The following is a 20,156-nucleotide window of genomic DNA, read 5'->3' as shown; positions in this document are numbered from 1 at the left end:
GCGGGAAATGCTGTGTTTGCCGCGGAAAACCGTAATCAGGAAGGTGTTATATACATATTATAGATATGTAAGAACCTGTACGAGTAAAAGGATGCAAAAAGGAGGTATGCGCATGACTGACTCCAAGCCCAAAGCGCGTCCGGCACAGCACAGCAGTACCTTACTGGAGTTGCTGGAGAACGTGATCGCCGCACAATTTGAAATGGAGAAAACAGCTACATAAGCGGTCGTGACCGTTCGCAGGCGGAAAACGAAGGGAGGAGGCTCGCTTGCATGATCGTATTGCCGCCAACCGGGCGGTACTATATCTGCGGCTGAGCCGCGATGACGCCAACCGGGGTGAGAGCGAGAGCATCCATAACCAGCGTGCCCTGCTGCGGGAGTATGCCGCACGGCAAGGCTTCTCTATGGCGGACGAGTATGTAGACGACGGGTGGCCGGGGACGAACTTCGACCGCCCTCGCTTTCAGGACATGCTGCGCGATATGGAGCAGCACCGGTTCGACATCGTGCTGGTCAAGGACCTGTCCCGCTTGGGGCGCGATTATATCCAGATCGGACGATATATAGAGCTGGTGTTCCCAGAACACGGCGTGCGTCTGATCGCGGTCAATGACGGGCTCGATACCGCGCGGGCGGATACCGATATGGCGCCGTTCCGCAATGTTGTCAATGAGATGTATGCGCGCGATACCAGCCGGAAAATCCGCAGCGCCTTGCGCGCGAAAATGCAGGAAGGGAAATTCGTCGGGAATTTCGCACCCTATGGGTATCAAAAAGACCCCAGGGATAAAAACCATCTGATTCCGGACGGGTATGCGGCGCAGATCGTGCGGCAGATCTTTATTTGGGCGGCGGCGGGCTCCCGTCCGGCGGAGATCGCGCGGAGGCTGGGTGAGCGCGGGGAACCGCCGCCCGCATTATACCGCTGCCAGGCGCATCCTGAGCTGAATCCGGACTGCTACTCAAAGCACAAGGAATGGACTGCGGGCGGTGTCAGCCGGATCCTGCGGGATACGGTCTATCTGGGCTGTATCGCGCAGGGGAAGACGGATAAGATCAGCTTCAAGAGTAAGAAAACGCGGGAAAAGCAGCCGGAGGAATGGATCGTTGTACCGGAACGGCATGAGCCGCTGGTCTCGGTGCAGACCTTTGAGACGGTACAGCACCAGCGCGCGTCCCGCCGCTGTGGCCGGAAAGGGACGTTTGAAAATCTCTTTTCGGGCCTGGCGTTTTGTATGGACTGCGGCAAGGCCATGTCCACGGTCGGTACGCGGAAAAAGGGTTCGGCCGCGAATCTGGCCTGCGGCGCATACAAGCTGCACGGCACATCGGCCTGCTCTAATCATTTTATCGCGTATGAGAGCCTGTATCGCTGCGTGCTGGAGGCGGTGCGCCGGTATGCCTGTCTGTCCGAGAAGGAATGCGACGACCTGTTTGAACGCCTGAACCGCCGCCTGCGGTTGGCCGAGCGGGAACAGGAAGCCGGACGCGAGCGGGAGTGGCTGGATCAGGAACTGGCCCGTATGCAGCGCCTGGTCGCACAGCTTTATGAGGATCGTTCAGCGGGCAGGATAGGAGGGACAAATTTCTATCCGCTGCTCGAAAGATACGAACAGAAAACGGCCCAGCTGCAAAAACAGCGCGATGCGTTGCAGCCGGATGCCGGAGATGCGGGCCTGTGGCAGCAGCAGGAGCATCTGCGCGCCCTGATCCGCCAGTATAAGGATATCGACGAGTTGACGCCGCCGTTGCTCTTTGAACTGATCGGGCGGATCGAAGTAGGGCAAGGTACATACGAAAAAACAGAAAGGGGTAGGGCCAAACGGCAGAAGCTCTCGATCTCTTTCCGTTTTCTGCCCGAGCCCTGTGAAGTGGAATGGATTGAATAAGCGGGGCATGCCGATGAAGATCGGATACGTCCCGCTTTCTATTGAATCGGGGATACGCAAAACGGGCGTCCGGCTCAACGCCGGACGCCCGTTCCATTTCCCGAATGTATCAGAGGAAAATATATTTGAGGATAAACAGGACCGCCAGTACATACATCAGCGGCGCGACCTTTTTCCCCTTGCCGGCCGCCAGGTTGAGCAGCACATAGGAGATAATGCCCATGGAGATGCCCTCGGAGATGCTGTAGAACAGCGGCATCGAAAGAATGGCGAGGTAAGCCGGAATGGCATCGGTCAGGTTGTCCAGATCGAAGCGGATTTCCGTCACCGTGCCAACCATCAGGAAGCCGACCATGATGAGCGCGGGCGCGGTGGCGAACGAGGGGATCGCGGTGAAAATCGGCGCGAACAGGGTGGATACCAGGAACAGGCCGGCGGTGACGAGGGCGGTCAGGCCGGTACGGCCGCCGACCGCAACGCCGGAGGCGGATTCGACGAACGTCGTCGTGGTCGAGGTGCCGAGTACCGCGCCGGCGGAGGTCGCAATTGCGTCGGACAGCAGGGCGGGCTTGATGCGGGGCAGCTTACCATCCTTATCCAGCATATCCGCCTTGGTGGCAACGCCGATCAGCGTACCCAGGGTATCGAAGATATCTACAAACAGGAACGAGAAGATCACAACGATAAAATTGATGATGCCGACCGTGCTGAAGTCCACGTTGAAGCACTGGCCGAACGTCAGGCCGAGCTTGGTGAAATCGGTCATGCCAAACGCGGGGAACAGGGAGTAGAAGCCCGCTTCCGCGTCTGGAACATACAGGCCGACCCCCTGACAGGCCATGCCAATGATCCAGGTCAGCAGGATGCCGAACAGGATAGCGCCCTTGACCTGATGGATATACAGCACGGCGGTGATAAACAGGCCGACCAGCGCGAGCAGCGCGCAGATGCCAGCGGTATGGAAGTTATCCGTAAAGCTGGTGATGGTAACGAGCGTGGAGGAATCCACGGACAGCCCCGCGTTCTGTAGGCCGATAAAGGCGATGAACAGGCCGATGCCCACGGAAACGCCGCGTTTGAGCGTCAGCGGGATCGCATTGAAGATCGCCTCGCGCACATTGGTCAGCGAGAGGACGACAAAGATCAGACCCTCGACAAAGACGGCGAGCAGCGCGACCTGCCAGCTGTAGCCGTAACCGGCAACGACCGTATACGCCATAAAAGCGTTCAAGCCCATGCCGGCGGACAGGGCAAACGGCAGGTTGGCCATCAGCGCCATGCACACCGTGCCGATGAACGAAGCCAGCGCGGTAGCGAGCAGGACGGCGGTCGGGTCCATGCCGGTCGAACCGAGAATGCTTGGATTGACCGCGAGGATATACGCCATGGTCATAAACGTGGTGACGCCGGCCATGACCTCGGTCCGGACGGTGGTCTTATTATCGGACAGCTTGAATACTCTTTCCAACATTTTGTTTTTCAGCCCCTTTTCTTTCTCTGGTTTCCCTTTCTTATTTGCCGTCGTAGGATACGACGGTCGCCAGCGGATAGTCTTTCAGACGGTCGCGCCCATGCAGGCCCTTCAGCTCCAGCAGGCAGACGATCTTGACGACCTTTGCGCCGAGCTGCTCCAACAGATGCGCCGCCGCCTCCAGCGTGCCGCCGGTCGCGATCAGGTCGTCGATCAGGACGACACGCATGCCGGGCTTGATATCGTCCTTATGGACCTCGATTGTGGCGGTGCCGTACTCTAGGCTGTAGGTCGCCCCGACTGTCTCGCGGGGCAGCTTGCCCTCCTTGCGGATGGGGATGAACGGCTTGTGCAGTTTGTACGCGATTGGCATACCGAACAGGAAGCCGCGGGATTCCAGACCCGCGACCACATCGAACGGCTCCCCCTCGAGCAGCGCGGCCATCTCGTCGACCGAAAGCTGCAGACCGTCCGCGCTGCCGATGGCGGTGGTGATGTCGCGGAAGATCACGCCCGGTTCGGGAAAATCCGGAATGCTGGTGATATACGGTTCTATTTTGCTCATGCTTCCTCCTTCTTTGGTGCGGGCGGTGCGGCCCGCGGTTTTTGTGGCTGGTTTCCCCCTGTCTGCGGCGGACGCGCGCCCGAATGCCACGACCGCGCCGCATACAAATTAATTGTAACAAATCTTTCGCACTTTACAAGAGCTTTATTTGCCGAAATACGACAAGATATCCGTTTTTATTTTTATATGTCAGATTGGGCGGCAGGGGTTGCACAGCGTATGGTTTGTCAGACACATTTTGATTTGATATAATATGTATCAAGTCTAATCTGCAATCTTAATCAGAACCTGCGTCATGTATTCTTTTTCGTTGGCAATCATATAGTCTGTAAGCTCGCGCTCAAAGGAATATCCTGTAAGCTGTAGATTGTGTTCGTTGGCATAATTTAGCATTTTTTTATATAATTCAGGAAGTCTGTCCCATCCACCTTTTAGATAGCCGCACAGATACGCTCCCTTTGGCCTTATCATAAAACCGCTTTGCTTTTTATGTTCCATTATCACCGTATATAAGCCGTCATATTTGTCAAATTGTCCCTCCTGAAGCTTATATAGAGAGATATAGCTCCCTACGCCTGAGCGATACTGTTCTGGCGGCCAGATACTTTGAACATATGTAAAGACTTTGATAAGGTTATCCTCCTCAAATTCATAAGGGACGGTCAACAGATATTCTTTTTTCAGATAAACTATTTCTATATGGATATCGCTGATTTGCTGGCAAAGTAAAAGATGTTCTTTTTTCTGGCTTAGAACAGACTTGACCGCTTTCAGCTTTCGGATTTCCGCATCAATTTCCCGTTGCTTGACAGAAACAATTTCAAGGAATTTCTGTTCGTCAAAGGAATGGATAAATGCTTTGATCTCCGCAATGCTCAGATTGAGTTCTTTCAGCATACGGATATATTCAAAATCTATGCTCTGTGAATAGTCATAATATCGATATCCGTTCTCCCCCTTGTAGCGTGGAGAAAACAAACCGATATAATCGTAATAATGCAACGTCCTTTTATTGACATTGTGTAATTCTGCGAACTGTGCGGTTGTAAGCCGTATGGTTTTATTTTCCATAAATTACCTCGTTGACATTACACTTACTGTATAGTTTATGATAAGTATATGCCAAATGAAAGCAAAAGGAAAGGGGTTTGACCGGATATGGAAAATAACATAAAATTAAGAGAGTTAAAGAAAGAAGATGTACCAGCATTGGAAGATGTGATAAGAAAAACATGGAATTATGACAGATTTGCAACCCCAAAGACAGCTCGTAAGCTTGCAAAAGTCTATCTTGCAACCTGTTTGACAAATCAGACCTATACGCGAGTTGCGGAAGTCAACGGTGTTCCTGTGGGACTGATTTTGGGAAAGGATATAGAAAAACATCACTGTCCGCCGAAATATCGCCTGCGCCAAATATCCGCATTATGCGGATTGCTGATTTCTAAAGAGGGGCGTGAAATACTGAATTTCTATAAGAATGTGGACGATATAGACAACCGGCTCTTAAGACAGTGCAGCAAAGACTATAAAGGGGAGCTTGCCCTGTTTGCCCTGTCCCCCGAATATAGAGGGCTTGGGATCGGGAAAATGCTGTTCCGCTGTTTATTAGCCTATATGGAAAGCCGGAGTATTAGCGATTTCTATCTTTATACCGATACAAGCTGTAATTTCGGATTTTATGAGCATCAGGGCATGGTACGCCAACAGCAGTACAAACACCTTGTCCATATGAAAGGACAAAAAGGCGAATTGGAATTTTATCTTTATGATATGGCGGTATAAAATCATAAATTTTGATTTTACCTGAATTTATTTGCTTTCGAAAAGGTTAGCATGAATAAAAAACGAAACAGAGAAAAGGGACGACGGATATGGATAAGAAAACAGGCGGTGCAAGGGCGTATATGGGGATACTGCTGTCCGGCGTTTTGGCCGGCATGATGATCTCGGTTGGCGGGACGGTATATTTATCGGTGGACAGCAAGGTGGTCGGCGCTTCGCTGTTCAGCATCGGATTGTTTTTTGTGGTTTCCATGCGGCTGTGGCTGTATACCGGCAAGATCGGGTATCTGTTCCGCGGCGGACACGACTATGCCGCGAAGCTGCTGCTGACGCTTGCGGGAAATTTTGCGGGCGCATTCGGCACAGCGCTGCTGCTTCGGCAGACGCGCGCAGCGGCAAATCTGGTTGGACGCGCGGCTGAGTTGAGTGCGGTAAAGCTGCAGGACGAGCCGGTCAGCGTTTTTATCCTAGCGGTGTTCTGCGGCGTGCTGATGTACATTGGCGTGAATGGGTTTGGCGTTTTTGAGCTTGCGCTGGGCAAATACGCTGCGGTATTTTTGGCCGTTGCAGTGTTCATCCTTTCCGGCTTTGAGCACTGTGTTGCCAATATGTTTTATTATTCGCTGGCCGGCGTGTGGGACAGCGGGCAGGCGTGGCTGTCCATGGCGGTCATGGTACTGGGTAATTCGGCAGGTTCGGTCGTTGTGGCGGAGGGATACCGCGCCGCACAGAAGCTGCAGGACGCGGCATAACTCCACATAATAACACGAAAAAGCGCTTCGACACGCAGGGACCGTGCCGGAGCGCTTTTAAGGATACTATATAGCAGGCCGGCCGTTTTTATAGGACGGAATCGGGACATTGCGGATTGTTTCGAGCGTGTATCAGACGAATAAGTAGGTATAATCACAGTAAGGCTTAAAGTACAAGCCTTGATCGCGATAGTTATAGATAAACTTTTTCAGCATAAATTTGCAGAGCATAGCACGCGGTTCAACGGCTCTTGCGAAGGCTTAGCGAACATTTTAAGCGTGCTTAACATTGCCGCGCGGACAGGAAAACCGCCTGCGGCTGGTCGCCGCAGGCGGTTGGGAAAGCCTGTTTGCGCGTTATTTCATGTAACCGCCCTGCATGGGGGATACCGCGTGCTCGGAGAAGATCTTGAGCACGCCGGAGGTGTATTTCGCCGGCTTCGGCTGCCACTTGGCGCGGCGCGTGGCCAGGATTGCCTCCATTTCGGCGGGCGTTTTTTCCTCGCCGTTCACACCGACGATCGCAAGCACGCGCGCGGGGATATCGATGCGGATAAGGTCGCCCTCCTCGACCAGCGCGATCGGGCCGCCGCTGGCCGCCTCGGGCGAAACGTGGCCGATGGACGGGCCGGTGGACGCGCCGGAGAAGCGTCCGTCCGTGATCAGGGCGATCGAGCGACCAAGCTCCTTGTCGGACGAAATCGCCTCCGAGGTGTAGAACATTTCAGGCATGCCGGAGCCCTTGGGGCCTTCGTAGCGGATGAACACCGCGTCGCCGGGCTGGATTTTGTGGGTCAGGACCGCGTCGATCGCCTCTTCCTCGCTGTCGAATGGGCGGGCGCGCAGCGTCGCCTGGAACATCTCCTTGGGGCAGGCCGTATGCTTGATGACCGCCCCTTCGGGCGCGAGGTTGCCCTTAAGAATCGCGATCGCGCCGTCCGTGCCGATCGCCTTGTCAAATGGGTGAATAACGTCGTCGCGGGTCACGCCGTGCGCGGCGCAGTATTCGTCGCACTTGTCATAGAAGCCGTTGGCGCGCAACTCTTCCAGGTTTTCGCCCAGCGTTTTGCCGGTGACGGTCATCGCGTCGAGGTGCAGCATGGACTTGATCTCCTCCATGATGCGCGGCACGCCGCCCGCGTAATAGAAATACTGCGCCGGCCACTTGCCCGCCGGACGGATATCGAGCAGATAATGCGCGCCGCGGTGCATGCGGTCAAACAGCTCGGCGTCCAGCTCGATGCCGAACTCATGCGCAATCGCAGGCATATGGATGAGCGAGTTGGTGGAGCCGGAGATCGCCGCATGCACCATGATGGCGTTCTCGAACGACTCGCGCGTGACGATATCGCGCGGCTTGAGACCGGCTTGCGCAAGACGCATGACCTGCTCGCCCGCGCGGCGCGCAACGTCGCGCAGGTCCTCGCAGGTGGCGGGCATGAGCGCCGAACCGGGCAGCATCAGGCCGAGCGCCTCGCCCATGACCTGCATGGTGGAGGCGGTACCCATGAACGAGCACGCGCCGCAGGAGGGGCAGGCGTGCTGCTTGTAATAGGTGAGCTGTTCCTCGGTGATCTCGCCGCGCTGGCACATGGCGCTGTATTTGCCGATCTGTTCGAGCGTCAGCAGGTCGGGACCCGCATCCATGACGCCGCCCGTGACCAGGATGGAAGGCATATTGACGCGGCCGATCCCCATCAGGTGCGCGGGTACCGCCTTGTCACAGGAGGCCACAAAAATACCGCCGTCAAACGGCGTCGCGCCCGCGTGTATCTCGATCATGCTGCAGATCGTGTCACGCGAGGCGAGCGAATAGTTGATGCCGTCATGCCCCTGCGCCATACCGTCGCAGATATCCGTGGCAAAATAGCGGGCGGGCCGGCCGCCCGCCTGCTTGACGCCATCCGCCGCGCGGTCAACCAGCTCAAGCAGATGAGCGCTGCCCGGGTGGCTGTCGCCGAATGTGCTCTCGATCATGATCTGGGGCTTGGACAGATCCTCCACCGTCCAGCCCATGCCCATGCGCAGCGGGTCCTGCTCCGGCGCGAGCTTGCGAATCTCCTGACTTATCATACCAGTTCCGCTCCTTTTCTCTCAAACGTGTTTTGCCTGATTGTTTTACGCACCCATCAAATTCATCTGATGACTTTAAGCTTATTATAGGCGCTTCCAGTAGGACAAGTCAATAATTAAAACAAAAAATCGGGAAAATAACACAAACAAAAAATAAAGAAGATGGAATATATCTGATGATTTGGGGAGGAAATGCTGGGAAGTGCTTGCGCGCGCCGGTCGGTTGGGATACAATAGAGACAGGAAAGGAGGCGGCACCATGGCGGAGGATAACCGGTCGCTGGCCGGCCAGACAGCGGACGCGCTGATCGCATATATCGTGGACAGAGGGCTGGAGCAGGGGGACCGGCTGCCCAACGAAAGGGAACTGTCCGGCCTGCTGGGAGTGGGGCGCAGCACGCTGCGGGAAGCGGTGCGCATGCTGTCCTCGCGCAATATCCTGGAGGCGCGGCAGGGGGCGGGGGTGTTCGTCAGCGGGAACACCGGCGTATCGGACGATCCGCTGGGCTTCACTTTTATCCGTGATAAACAGAAGCTGGCTGCCGACTTGGTGGAGTTCCGCATGATGCTCGAGCCCCGTGTTGCCGCGTTGGCCGCGCTGCGCGCTACCCCCGCGCAGGCGGACGAGCTGGCCGCGCTGGCGCTGGCCGTCGAGCAGCGGTATGCTGCCGGCGCGCGGCACACGCAGGAGGACGCCGCGTTCCATGCCAAGCTCGGCAAGCTGAGCGGCAATGTGGTGATTCCGAATCTGGAGCCGATCATTCTGGGGGCGATCGATCTGTTTATCGACCTGACGGACGCACGCCTGAAGGAAGAAACGATCAGCTCGCATCGTGCCATCGTGGAGGCTGTCCGTGCAAACGACCCGATTGCCGCAGAGGATGCAATGACGCTGCACCTGGTCTATAACCGGAACCGCCTGCGCGGGCTGCTGGCACGGGATGGGCAAACAGGGGATACAAAAGAGCGGCGGTAAGTTTTTACCGCCGCTCTTTGGCTGGCGTGGGTGTGGTTATAGAGGTCCCGTCTGCGCGCTGAAGCATGTCTGGAGCAGGGCGGTGCAGCCGGCTGTGATATCCAGCCAGGTCTGCTCAAAGTCGCGGGTGTACCAGGGATCGGCAACATCGCGGGGCTGGGCGGTGAAATCAAGCAGCAGGCACAGTTTATGGTCAGGATCGCTGCCGCAGATGCGGCGCATCGCCTCGAGGTTGCGGCGGTCCATGCCGATCAGAAGGTCGTAGGTCTGGTAGTCCGCCGCCTGCAGCAGGCGGGCGGTTTTTCCGTCACATCGTATCCCGTGCTCGGCCAGCTTGCGGCGCGCTGGCGGGTAGACGGGATTGCCGAGCTCCTCCGCACTCACAGCAGCGGAAGCGACTTGCGCGCAGCCGGACAGGCCGGCGCGCTGCAGCAGGTCGTTCATTACGAACTCGGCCATGGGGCTGCGGCAGATATTGCCGTGGCACACGAATAATATTTTTGTCATTCTTTATAACTCCTGAGATCTGATTAAAGGCCTTGAACCTCTTTGTTAAGTGCAGATATTGCTAACTTTTTGTTATAATCAAATATACGCGATGGCGCCGCGCCTGTCAAGCGGCTGCGGCCGCATACACTTTTTCCATAAGCACATGCTTAGGCTTTGCTTGCCGCAGGCGTGCGCCCGCTGGAACGCATGGTCGAGCTGGAAGGCCACGCGCGGCAGATAGCCGGCATCCTCCAGCAGCGTGAACAATGGGAAGAAGATCGCCATGGGCGGCAGCATGACAGATACGACGGTCGCCAGCACGCGCCATACGCCATCGGCCAGCATGGAAACAACAAAGGGAGGAAGCCCGAGCGCGGACAAGCCGGCCGCGATCGGCGCGGTCAGGCCCAGCAGGTGCGTGCCGAGCCATTCGCTTGGCACATTTGCGCCGAACAGGGTGATATAAAAGACCAGGGCGAGCAGGAGGAGCATGAGCGGGATTCCCAGGCGGCGGCTCATCAGGATGCGGTCGAGCTGCCGGTCGCGGGCGCAGGCAGCCTCCGGTACCTGGACACAGGTGAGGGCGATCTCCTCCGCGCGCAGCGCGGCCGCGGCGGTTACCATGTCGTCGAATTGCTGTCCGGTCAGGCCGCCGGGCGGGTGCAGCGCGAGCGTGGCAAGCGCTTCGCCGCGTGTACCGCCCACCCGCTGCAGCGCGTTTTCGATCACATCCGGATAGCGGATCGCAGCGACCGGACCGGACGCATCGTTTTCCAGCACGCAGCATACCGCCTGCGTGAGCTGCGGCAGGCCGCGTCCGCGCCGCGCAGCGCAGGGGACGACTGGAATGCCCAGCTCGCGCTGCAGGGCTTCGGTGTTGATTCGGATACGCTTTTTGCGCGCTTCATCCATCAGATTGAGGCAGAGTACGGCGTTCGGCATGACCTCGAGTACCTGCAGGACCAAAATCAGATTGCGTTCCAGGCAGGTCGCGTCCGCAACAAGGATGGCTGCGTCCGCATCGCCGGAGGCGAGGAAATCGCGGGCAACGCGCTCCTCAGAGGAGCGGGCGCGCAGGGAATAAGTACCGGGCAGGTCGACCAGCGTCAGGCCTGTATCGCCGCAGCGCATCACGCCGTATGCGTTTGCAACGGTTTTGCCGCTCCAGTTCCCAGTGTGCTGGCGGCTGCCGGTGAGCGCGTTGAACACCGTCGATTTGCCTACGTTCGGGTTGCCGGCCAGCGCGACCACCGGCGCTCCGGTGCGCTGCCTCAAGGGACCACCCCGACTTCGATCTGTGCGGCGTCGCTTTTCCGCAGGGCGATGACCGCGCCGCGGATCAGGTAGGCGGTGGGATCACCCGCGGCGGCGCGCTGTATGCAGGTCACCCGCGTCCCGTCAACCAGGCCGAGATCCTGCAGGCGGCGGCGCATTCCGCCCGAGAGGTGTAACGTGCGCACGCGCGCGCCCATCCCTTCCGGCAGGTCGGGCAGCGGGAAAAAGGTTTCATGGTTCATGCTATCATTCCCTATTTAGGATTTGGCCGCGCTTTCCGCAGGGAAAGGGCGGTTACTTCATGCTATGCGGCGGGAGGGCGGCGTGACATCCGGAGCGCGGCAAAACCCCGCGCCGCAGCGGAGCGCAAAAAAGAAAAACGCCGCGTCAGCGGCATTTTTCGGTCGTATCAGGGTTATTCGGCGGAGGATAGCATCAGCTTGATGCGGTTCTCTTGGTTTATTTTTGACGCGCCGGGGTCGTAATCGACCGCGACGATGTTCGCCTGCGGATACAGTTCTCGGATTTTTCGGATCATCCCTTTGCCGGCAATGTGGTTGGGCAGGCAGCCGAACGGCTGGGTGCAAACGATATTGGTCACGCCCTCGGTAATCAACTCGACCATCTCGGCGGGCAGCAGCCAGCCTTCGCCCATTTTTACGCCCGGCCCGATGATGTCGAGCGCTTTTTTGCGCACCTCTTCAAACGGCATGGGCGGGCGGAAGTTGCCGTCCCGCTTCATCAGGCGGATGATATCCGCCTGCTTGCTGAGCAGGAACTGGTAAATCACCTTATAGGTCGCGGCGCGCGCCCCCGAGCGGCCGTATAGCTCATGGTCGATGACCGAGTTGTAGACTGAGTACATACAGAAGTCCATCAGGCCGGGGAGGACAGGCTCGCAGCCCTCGGAGAGCAAAAACGCTTCCAACTGGTTGTTGCCGAGCGGGGAGAATTTGACATAAATCTCGCCCACGATGCCGACCATCTTCTTTTTTTGCGATTTGTCCAGCTTGATCTTGCCGAAAACCTGCAGCACATACCGGTACAGGTGCTTGACTTCGCCGTAGCGGATGATGCGGTCGCTGGTAAAGCGCGAGGTGACCGCGCTCATGCAGATGTCGATCGCCTTATCGGTCGAGCCGGGAACGCATTCATAAGGGCGGCACTGGTTGGCGACCATCATGATCAGATCGCCGATCAGCAGCGCGTAGGCGATCTGCATGACCATAGTTTTGGTCAGCTTGAAGCCGGGGTTGATGTCCGCCTCGAGTCCAGCGAAGTTGAGCGATATGACGGGAATAAACCCGTATCCGTTTTTATCCAGCGCCTTGCGCAGCAAATGGATATAGTTGGAGGCGCGGCAGCCGCCGCCCGTCTGCGGTAGAATGAGCGCGACCTTATGGATGTCATACTTGCCGGATTCGATCGCGTCCAGCAGCTGGCCGATGACCAGCAGGGCCGGATAGCAGGTGTCGTTATGCACGTTGCGCAGACCCTGCTCCGCGATGTTCGGGCCTTCGGTATGCAGCAGCTCCATGTTGTAGCCGTAGTTTTTCATCAGGCGGCACATCAAGCCGAGCTGGACTGGCAGCATGTTGGGTACCAGGATGGTATAATCCTTGCGCATTTCCTCAGTGAACCGCGGCCGCTCCGGAGGGTTAGCTGATATGTTGTTGTTCTGCAAGCTTTCTGCCCTCCTCTACTGCGGCCAGCATGCTGCGGATGCGGATTTTGGCCGCGCCCAGGTTGCTGATCTCGTCAATTTTAAGCTGTGTATAGATTTTGCCGCCGTCTTCACAAATAGCGCGCATTTCGTCCGTTGTGATCGCATCGATGCCACAGCCGAACGATACGAGCTGGATGAGCTGCGCGTTTTCCTTGCGTGTGACATACTTCGCCGCGCCGTACATGCGGGAATGGTAGGTCCACTGGTTGAGCACATGGACCTCCGGTACCTTGGCAAGCTGCCAGACCGCGTCCTCGGACACGATAACCATGTTGAATGAAGCAATGAGCTGGTCGATGCCGTGGTTGATCTCAGGATCGACGTGGTACGGCCGGCCTGCGATGACCGCGATATCCAGCCCGTGCGTGTCCGCGTAGGCGATGGCCTTCTGCCCCTCGATGCGGATCTGTGCATAATAGTCCGCCAGCGCCTGATACGCGGCCTGGGACGCAGCGGCCACCTGCTTTTTCTTCAGTCTGGGGTATTTCCCGCAAAAGTACTTGACCGCCTGCTGGACAAAGCGCTTGGGTTCGGTCAGTTCAAAATACGGCATCATAAAGTCAAAGTCCTGCAGCGCGCTCACGTTGGCCTTGAGCAGCTCGGGATAATAGGCCACAACCGGACAGTTGTAGCAGTTGGTGGCGCGGCCCTCGTCGATGTTATAGGTCATGCAGGGATAGAAAATCGCGTCCACACCCTTGTCGAGCAGGTTTTCGATATGCCCGTGCATCAGCTTGGCCGGATAGCAGACCGTGTCCGACGGGATGGAGTGCTGCCCGCGCATATACATATCGCGCGTGGATACGTCGGACAGTACGGTTTCAAAGCCGAGCGCGCGCAGGAATGTGGTCCAGAACGGCAGCAGCTCATACATATTCAGGCCGAACGGGATGCCGATTGTGCCATTCGGCATGGGCTTACCGCTCGGCTCGCCCATGCTCTTGAGCTTTTCGAGCTTCCATTTATACAGGTTGGGCAGCTCGGCCTTCTTTGTGCCGCCGAGCGGCCGTTCGCAGCGGTTGCCCGAGATGAACCGCCGCCCGCCGCCGAAATCGTTGACCGTCAGGCTGCAGTGGTTCTCGCACAGGCCGCAGCGCGCGGATTTGACCGTGTGGCGGAAATGGGAAAGCACGTCCATGCCAATCAGCGTGGTTTTAGCGGGACGGTTGTCCTTGGCGTGCAGCGCGGCGCCGTATGCGCCCATCAGGCCGGAGATCGCGGGACGGGTCACGTCGCGGCCGATCTCCTGCTCGAACGAGCGTAGGATGGCGTCGTTGAGGAAGGTGCCGCCCTGCACCACGATGTGCTGGCCGAGGTCATCCGGCGAGTGAGCGCGGATGACCTTGTACAGCGCGTTTTTGACGACCGAAACCGACAGGCCGGCCGAGATCGCGTCGATGCCCGCGCCGTCCTTCTGCGCCTGCTTGACCGACGAGTTCATGAATACCGTGCAGCGCGAGCCAAGGTCGATCGGGTGCTGGGCGAACAGGCCGAGCTTGCAGAATTCCTCGATTGAATAGCCCATCGAGCGGGCAAAGGTTTCGATGAACGAGCCGCAGCCGGACGAGCAGGCCTCGTTGAGCGAAATATTATCAATGCATTTGTTGCGGATCTTGAAGCATTTGATATCCTGCCCGCCGATATCGATGATGAAGTCCACGTCCGGACAGAAGTGGCGCGCCGCGCGGAAGTGCGCGACCGTTTCGACCAGGCCGAAATCCACGCCGAAGGCGTTCTGGATGAGCGCCTCGCCGTAGCCCGTGACTGCGCTGGACACGATATGCACGCGGTCGCCGCACAGCTCATAGAGCTTGGTGAGCTGCTCGCGGATCACGTCGGCCGGATTGCCCTTATTGGACTGGTAATGGTGGAACAGGATCTGATGGTCTTCACCGATTAATACCAATTTGGTAGTTGTTGAACCGCAATCGATGCCCAGATAAGCGTCGCCCTGATAAACGGTCACGTTTTCCGTCATTACGTCGTGTACCCCGTGGCGGCGCTTGAAGGCCTGGTATTGCTCATCGTTTTCAAACAGCGGCGGCAAGTATTGGGCCACCAGAGGCGCGGCCGCGGCCTTTTCCAGCGCTTCCAGCAGGGAATCGACGGAATAGGTGGAGCGGGTGTCTTTGGCATATTCCGCCGCGCCCGCCGCGATAGCATAGGGGGCGAGCGCCGGAAAATGCGCATGGTCGTCGTCGAGCTGCAGGGTTTTCTGGAATTGTCGCTGCAGGCATTTGAAGAAAAACAGCGGACCGCCGAGGAAGAGGACGTCCCCCTTGATCTCGCGCCCCTGCGCAAGCCCCGCGACCGTCTGGTTAACGACCGCCTGGAAAATGGAGGCGGCAACATCCTCCTTGCGTGCGCCCTCATTGAGCAGCGGCTGGATATCCGACTTGGCGAACACACCGCAGCGGGAAGCGATAGTATAGATACGCTCCGCGCCCTGCGCCAGTTCGTCCAGTTCGGTGGGCGTCACGTCAAGCAGGATCGCCATTTGGTCGATGAAAGCGCCCGTGCCGCCGGCGCAGGAGCCGTTCATGCGCTCCTCCAGCTGGCCGGTCAGGAAAACGATCTTCGCATCCTCGCCGCCCAGCTCGATAACCACGTCGGCCTGCGGGACATGGACGCCGACCGCCTTGCGGGTGGCGAATACCTCCTGCACAAAGTCGATACCCGACGCCTTGGCAACGCCGAGGCCAGCCGAGCCGGTGATCGCGCAGTGGATAACGGCGTCCTCACCGATCAGGCTGCGGGCATTTGTCACAAGCTCGACAGCCTTTTCGCGCACCTTGGAAAAGTGGCGCTCATAATGTTTGTGGATAATCTCCCCATCGCGCACGACAACGATCTTAACGGTCGTCGAGCCGATGTCGATTCCTACGTTTACATTCATAAGTATCCTTTTTCTCCCGTGTAAAAAACAATGCGCCGCAAGACGCATGGAAAATTGCGGCAAGATGCGTTCTGCGTTGCAGAAAACAGGGGTTTTCGCTGGGAAATGCTTTCCTGAACTGGTATAAATGGGGGAAAGCCGCCGCAAGACCGCAATCTTACTTATTTAATATATACGCGCATGGGAGAAATGTCAATCCACTGTAAAGGTGCGGGGCTGCCGAAAATACGCCTTGACAAAGCGCGTATTTTTATATAAAATAGACTGCGTAAATGAATAAATTTCCTTATCGAGAGCGGTGGAGGGAACGGCCCTGTGAAACCCGGCAACCTGCGCAAATCCATGCGTAAGGTGCCAAATCCGGCGTATGAACACGAAAGATGAGGGGGCAAAACGCACTTTTCGCTCCCAAAAGGGAGCGTTTTTTGTTGCTCTCCCGAAAAATGCAGAAAGGAATAAAATCGCTATGGCACATCATTTTTTTACATCGGAATCCGTCACGGAGGGGCATCCGGACAAGATCTGCGACCAGATTTCGGACGCAATCCTTAACGAAATCTTAACGAGCGACCCGTACGCGCGCGTGGCCTGCGAAACGACCTGCACGACCGGCATGGTACAGGTCATGGGCGAGATCTCCACGACCTGCTATGTGGATATCCCCAGGGTCGTGCGCGACACGATTCGGGAGATCGGCTACGACCGCGCCAAGTACGGCTTTGACTGCGACACCTGCGCGGTGCTGACCTCGATCGATGAGCAGTCGCCCGACATCGCTCTGGGCGTGGATAGCTCGCTGGAGCGCAAAGCGGGCGCGGCTGACGCGGACCTCGCCATCGGCGCGGGCGACCAGGGGATGATGTTCGGCTACGCGTGCGATGAAACACCCGAGCTGATGCCGCTGCCCATCTCGCTGGCGCATAAGCTGGCCAAGCGTCTGGCCGAGGTGCGCAAGAACGGCATGTTCGACTACCTCCGGCCGGATGGCAAAAGCCAGGTCACGGTCGAATATGATGAAGATGGGCAGCCGGTGCGGGTCGATACCGTTGTGCTTTCCACCCAGCACAGCCCCGAGGTGTCCCTCCAGCAAATCCGCAAGGACATGGTTGAGCAGGTGATCCGTCCGGTCATCCCGAGTCATCTGCTGGATGAAAACACCAGATACTATATCAACCCGACTGGCCGCTTTGTCATCGGCGGCCCGCAGGGAGACTCCGGCCTGACCGGACGGAAGATCATCGTCGATACCTACGGCGGCATCGGCAGGCACGGCGGCGGCGCGTTCTCCGGCAAGGACCCGACCAAGGTGGACCGTTCCGCGGCGTATGCCGCGCGCTGGGTAGCGAAGAATATCGTCGCAGCGGGGCTGGCGCGGCGCTGCGAGCTACAGTTGGCCTATGCGATCGGCGTAGCGGAGCCGGTATCCATCATGGTGGAAACGTTCGGAACGGGTGTGGTTGACGAGGGCCGGCTGGCCGAGGCCGTGCGCCGCGTGTTCGACCTGCGTCCGGCGGCACTGATCGAAACGCTTGACCTGCGCCGGCCGATCTACAAGCAGCTCGCCGCCTATGGCCACATGGGGCGCGAGGAGCTGGGCGTCAAGTGGGAGCAGACCGATAAGGCGGAGGAGCTGAAAAAGGCGTTCGACTGAACGGGCGGCCGCAGACAAAAGGACTGTTTTGGAGGCGGTAACAGATGACGGAAGAGGAAAAGATTTTTGCGGGCAAGCTGTTCGACGCGCGTACTAGGGAACTGCGGGATATCAAGCATAAGGCGCATATCCTGTGCCAGCGGTTCAATCAGATGGACGAGTATGATGCGGCGCGGCTGCCGGTCGTGCGTGAGTTTATCGGCGCGATCGGGGAAAAATATTATTTTCAGGGGCCGATTCAGTTCAACTATGGTTCGCATACCTTTATTGGGGAAAACTTTTTCTGCAATTTTAACCTAACCGTGATGGATGACGCGCGCATTTATATCGGCGATAATGTGATGCTTGGACCGAACGTTTCACTCATGGCGACCAACCACCCGCTGATTGCAGCGGAACGTACCAGCATGCGCTATCCGGATGGGCATGTTTCCATGTCCGAATATGCAGAAGATATCCATATTGGAAACGATGTTTGGATCGCAGCGAACGCTGTGGTGCTGGGCGGTGTGACGATTGGTGATGGAGCGGTCATCGGCGCGGGCAGTGTGGTGACAAAGGATATTCCAGCGGGCTACCTTGCTGTCGGCGTGCCGTGCAGACCGCTGCGCCCCATCACCGAAGCGGACTCCAAGATGGAACTGCTTTAGTAGGAAAAACAAAAAGCTCTGCCAACATACTGGCAGAGCTTTTTGTTTCAACCAGTAGAGCCGCCTGATTTCACGGCTCTACTTGCCTTACTTAAAAGATACGCCTGTATATAGCCAGTCAACGCAAATCGAAGTGCGACTTCCATTCAGCGAACAGAAGGTGCGTACTACACACATGGACCACAGGCCGGTAGATGGGTTCTGAATCCGAATGTTCATCCAGTGCATTTCGCGAGAGTGGCTGAAAAGCGTATCGTCCAGCACCATACGCGTAGTAATGGTCGTATTGTCATTCGTTTGAATATCAAATACACCTCCGTCGTAGATGCTGACGCGGCGTATATCTGCCAGCACTGAAGTGCCGGTCTCTTTTGGGCGGATCGATAACCGTATTGCATCGGCTGAAACATACTCCGCTGACAAAGTTAGCGCGTCAAGAGGAACTTCCGTCGTACTGCCGGCTTTGGACAGGTCGGCATTATACGTGATGGAGGTGCCACGCAAATTGGGGCTCACAATATCCTGCGCGGAGGTTTTAAAACGCAATTTATAAGAGGTGACGGTGTCCTCTGCTATTTCAATGGCTGGTGCAGGACCGGTATCGCCCTTTTCACCAGCCTCGCCCTTTGCGCCCTGCGGACCGGCAGGGCCGGCGGGGAGGACGAAATCCAGAGATATGCCGGTATCGGTTTCATTTGCCAAAACGCCCGCTGTATCACCGGCAGTTACCGTTCCAACGGTTACGGTGGGCGTAGCACCGGTTGCGCCTTGCGGACCGGTATCGCCCTTTTCACCAGCCTCACCTTTTACGCCCTGCGGACCGGCAGGGCCGGCGGGAAGGACGAAATCCAGAGATATGCCGGTGTCGGTCTCATTTGCCAAAACGCCCGCTGTATCACCGGCAGTTACCGTTCCAACGGTTACGGTGGGCGTAGCACCGGTTGCGCCTTGCGGACCGGTATCGCCCTTTTCACCAGCCTCACCCTTTGCGCCCTGTGGACCGGCAGGGCCGGCGGGGAGGACGAAATCCAGAGATATGCCGGTATCGGTCTCATTTGCCAAAACGCCCGCTGTATCACCGGCAGTTACCGTTCCAACGGTTACGGTGGGCGTAGCGCCGGTTGCGCCCTGCGGACCGGTATCGCCCTTTTCACCAGCCTCACCCTTTGCGCCCTGTGGACCGGCAGGGCCGGCGGGAAGGACGAAATCCAGAGATATGCCGGTATCGGTTTCATTTGCCAAAACGCCCGCTGTATCACCGGCAGTTACCGTTCCAACGGTTACGGTGGGTGTAGCACCGGTTGCGCCCTGCGGACCGGTATCACCCTTTTCGCCCTGTAGCCCTCGCTCGCCCTGTGGACCCTGTTCACCTTGCGGCCCTTGTTCGCCTTGCGGACCGGGACAGCCCATATCCCCTTGCGGGCCTTGTGGGCCTCTTTCCCCAGCAAAGCCTTGTTCACCCATCGGGCCTTGTTCTCCGGCTGGCCCACGTTCGCCAGGTTCACCTTTATCCCCTTTGGGGCCTGCTGGCCCTACAGGACCGGCGTCTCCTTTCGGGCCGGCCGGACCCCTGTCACCCTGCGGGCCCATGGGACCCGGATTGCCGCGCGGCCCCTGCGGTCCGACAGCACCTGGATCACCCTTTGGCCCCATATCACCACGGACACCTTGTGGCCCTCGCGGCCCTTGAAGCCCCATCATTCCTCTTGGACCAACAGGACCAGGGCAGCCCATTTCACCCTTTTCACCGCGGGCTCCCTGAGGTCCGCGTTCCCCCCGTGGCCCCTGTGGTCCTTGCGGCCCCTGCGGACCTTGTGGCCCCGGAATGAAATGATCTTCGCTTGACATGGAGGGGCAGCAGGATTTATATCCATAACAATTCATAATAGTCAACCTTCGCTTGAATAGATTCTCAGACTTGGAGGTAACCATATTATGCGTACGGCATTTTATTC

At 57.6% G+C, this 20,156-nt stretch carries 16 protein-coding genes and 1 riboswitch; of the genes, 6 read left to right on the top strand and 10 right to left on the bottom strand.

Translation table 11 applies throughout. The annotated features are described in order from the left end of the window. Positions 1-269 precede the first annotated feature (269 nt). Positions 270-1,892, top strand: a complete 1,623-nt coding sequence (locus H8S45_RS08040) for a recombinase family protein (protein WP_186949907.1) — start codon at positions 270-272, stop codon at positions 1,890-1,892. Positions 1,893-2,001: 109 nt separating this feature from the next. On the opposite strand, the gene H8S45_RS08035 is transcribed toward H8S45_RS08040, so the two are convergent. From H8S45_RS08035 to H8S45_RS08025, 3 genes are all read right to left on the bottom strand, one after another. Then, the gene (locus tag H8S45_RS08035; RefSeq protein ID WP_054326385.1) at positions 2,002-3,363 is read right to left on the bottom strand and encodes an NCS2 family permease; all 1,362 of its coding nucleotides are present in this window, start codon (positions 3,361-3,363) and stop codon (positions 2,002-2,004) included. A gap of 40 nt (positions 3,364-3,403) precedes the next feature. Then, complete coding sequence (locus tag H8S45_RS08030; RefSeq protein WP_054326386.1) at positions 3,404-3,928, bottom strand: adenine phosphoribosyltransferase; 525 nt, start codon at positions 3,926-3,928, stop codon at positions 3,404-3,406. Positions 3,929-4,192: 264 nt separating this feature from the next. After that, entirely contained in the window at positions 4,193-4,999 is an 807-nt protein-coding gene (locus H8S45_RS08025; RefSeq protein ID WP_054326387.1) for a MerR family transcriptional regulator, read from the bottom strand. An 87-nt stretch (positions 5,000-5,086) separates the two neighbouring features. Between H8S45_RS08025 and H8S45_RS08020 the strand changes: the two genes are divergently transcribed. Further along, the gene (locus H8S45_RS08020) at positions 5,087-5,713 is read left to right on the top strand and encodes a GNAT family N-acetyltransferase (protein ID WP_107631693.1); all 627 of its coding nucleotides are present in this window, start codon (positions 5,087-5,089) and stop codon (positions 5,711-5,713) included. A gap of 89 nt (positions 5,714-5,802) precedes the next feature. After that, positions 5,803-6,465 (top strand): formate/nitrite transporter family protein, encoded by a 663-nt coding sequence (locus H8S45_RS08015; protein ID WP_147573984.1) that lies wholly within the window; start codon positions 5,803-5,805, stop codon positions 6,463-6,465. 357 nt (positions 6,466-6,822) lie between these two features. Here the strand turns inward: H8S45_RS08015 and ilvD are convergent, their stop codons facing one another. After that, on the bottom strand, positions 6,823-8,538 hold the full coding sequence (ilvD, locus tag H8S45_RS08010) for a dihydroxy-acid dehydratase (protein ID WP_054326390.1): 1,716 nt from the start codon (positions 8,536-8,538) through the stop codon (positions 6,823-6,825). Between the two features lie 259 nt (positions 8,539-8,797). Between ilvD and H8S45_RS08005 the strand changes: the two genes are divergently transcribed. Next, entirely contained in the window at positions 8,798-9,514 is a 717-nt protein-coding gene (locus tag H8S45_RS08005) for a FadR/GntR family transcriptional regulator (protein WP_147573985.1), read from the top strand. A 36-nt stretch (positions 9,515-9,550) separates the two neighbouring features. Here H8S45_RS08005 and H8S45_RS08000 read toward each other — a convergent pair whose 3' ends face one another. From H8S45_RS08000 to H8S45_RS07980, 5 genes are all read right to left on the bottom strand, one after another. Then, positions 9,551-10,021 carry a low molecular weight protein-tyrosine-phosphatase gene (locus H8S45_RS08000; RefSeq protein WP_147573986.1) on the bottom strand — a complete coding sequence of 157 codons (471 nt, stop codon included), beginning with the start codon at positions 10,019-10,021 and terminating at the stop codon, positions 9,551-9,553. Between the two features lie 78 nt (positions 10,022-10,099). Then, positions 10,100-11,278 (bottom strand): FeoB small GTPase domain-containing protein, encoded by a 1,179-nt coding sequence (locus H8S45_RS07995; protein ID WP_186949905.1) that lies wholly within the window; start codon positions 11,276-11,278, stop codon positions 10,100-10,102. After that, entirely contained in the window at positions 11,275-11,520 is a 246-nt protein-coding gene (locus H8S45_RS07990; protein WP_107631696.1) for a FeoA family protein, read from the bottom strand. Before H8S45_RS07990 ends, H8S45_RS07995 begins: the two co-directional genes overlap by 4 nt. Positions 11,521-11,693: 173 nt before the next feature. Beyond that, a complete protein-coding gene (locus tag H8S45_RS07985) occupies positions 11,694-12,962 on the bottom strand; it encodes a 2-hydroxyacyl-CoA dehydratase (protein ID WP_242977929.1) in 1,269 nt (422 codons plus the stop codon). Continuing rightward, on the bottom strand, positions 12,937-15,900 hold the full coding sequence (locus H8S45_RS07980) for an acyl-CoA dehydratase activase (protein ID WP_082396829.1): 2,964 nt from the start codon (positions 15,898-15,900) through the stop codon (positions 12,937-12,939). The genes H8S45_RS07985 and H8S45_RS07980 overlap by 26 nt, the downstream gene beginning before the upstream one ends. Before the next feature lie 283 nt (positions 15,901-16,183). Beyond that, positions 16,184-16,287, top strand: a riboswitch (SAM riboswitch). Between the two features lie 79 nt (positions 16,288-16,366). Here H8S45_RS07980 and metK point away from each other — a divergent pair. Together metK and H8S45_RS07970 are read left to right on the top strand one after the other, a co-directional pair. After that, positions 16,367-17,551: a methionine adenosyltransferase gene (gene metK / locus H8S45_RS07975; protein WP_186949904.1), complete on the top strand. Its 1,185-nt coding sequence runs from the start codon at positions 16,367-16,369 to the stop codon at positions 17,549-17,551. A 44-nt stretch (positions 17,552-17,595) separates the two neighbouring features. Then, on the top strand, positions 17,596-18,201 hold the full coding sequence (locus H8S45_RS07970; protein WP_054326396.1) for a sugar O-acetyltransferase: 606 nt from the start codon (positions 17,596-17,598) through the stop codon (positions 18,199-18,201). A gap of 87 nt (positions 18,202-18,288) precedes the next feature. On the opposite strand, the gene H8S45_RS07965 is transcribed toward H8S45_RS07970, so the two are convergent. Further along, positions 18,289-19,611 (bottom strand): collagen-like protein, encoded by a 1,323-nt coding sequence (locus H8S45_RS07965; RefSeq protein WP_242977986.1) that lies wholly within the window; start codon positions 19,609-19,611, stop codon positions 18,289-18,291. Positions 19,612-20,156 lie beyond the last annotated feature (545 nt).

The organism is Agathobaculum faecis, assembly GCF_014287995.1.
GTDB classification, from domain to species: Bacteria; Bacillota; Clostridia; order Oscillospirales; family Butyricicoccaceae; genus Agathobaculum; species Agathobaculum ammoniilyticum.
This window is presented reverse-complemented; position numbering and strand designations above follow the sequence as displayed.

Excerpts from the sequence above, each read along its gene's own strand:
- H8S45_RS08035 (WP_054326385.1), bottom strand. The coding sequence starts at position 3,363 with ATGTTGGAAAGAGTATTCAAGCTGTCCGATAATAAGACCACCGTCCGG.
- H8S45_RS08030 (WP_054326386.1), bottom strand. The coding sequence starts at position 3,928 with ATGAGCAAAATAGAACCGTATATCACCAGCATTCCGGATTTTCCCGAA.
- H8S45_RS08025 (WP_054326387.1), bottom strand. The coding sequence starts at position 4,999 with ATGGAAAATAAAACCATACGGCTTACAACCGCACAGTTCGCAGAATTA.
- H8S45_RS08020 (WP_107631693.1), top strand. The coding sequence starts at position 5,087 with ATGGAAAATAACATAAAATTAAGAGAGTTAAAGAAAGAAGATGTACCA.
- H8S45_RS08015 (WP_147573984.1), top strand. The coding sequence starts at position 5,803 with ATGGATAAGAAAACAGGCGGTGCAAGGGCGTATATGGGGATACTGCTG.
- ilvD (WP_054326390.1), bottom strand. The coding sequence starts at position 8,538 with ATGATAAGTCAGGAGATTCGCAAGCTCGCGCCGGAGCAGGACCCGCTG.
- H8S45_RS08005 (WP_147573985.1), top strand. The coding sequence starts at position 8,798 with ATGGCGGAGGATAACCGGTCGCTGGCCGGCCAGACAGCGGACGCGCTG.
- H8S45_RS08000 (WP_147573986.1), bottom strand. The coding sequence starts at position 10,021 with ATGACAAAAATATTATTCGTGTGCCACGGCAATATCTGCCGCAGCCCC.
- H8S45_RS07990 (WP_107631696.1), bottom strand. The coding sequence starts at position 11,520 with ATGAACCATGAAACCTTTTTCCCGCTGCCCGACCTGCCGGAAGGGATG.
- H8S45_RS07980 (WP_082396829.1), bottom strand. The coding sequence starts at position 15,900 with ATGAATGTAAACGTAGGAATCGACATCGGCTCGACGACCGTTAAGATC.
- metK (WP_186949904.1), top strand. The coding sequence starts at position 16,367 with ATGGCACATCATTTTTTTACATCGGAATCCGTCACGGAGGGGCATCCG.
- H8S45_RS07970 (WP_054326396.1), top strand. The coding sequence starts at position 17,596 with ATGACGGAAGAGGAAAAGATTTTTGCGGGCAAGCTGTTCGACGCGCGT.
- H8S45_RS07965 (WP_242977986.1), bottom strand. The coding sequence starts at position 19,611 with ATGGGCTGTCCCGGTCCGCAAGGCGAACAAGGGCCGCAAGGTGAACAG.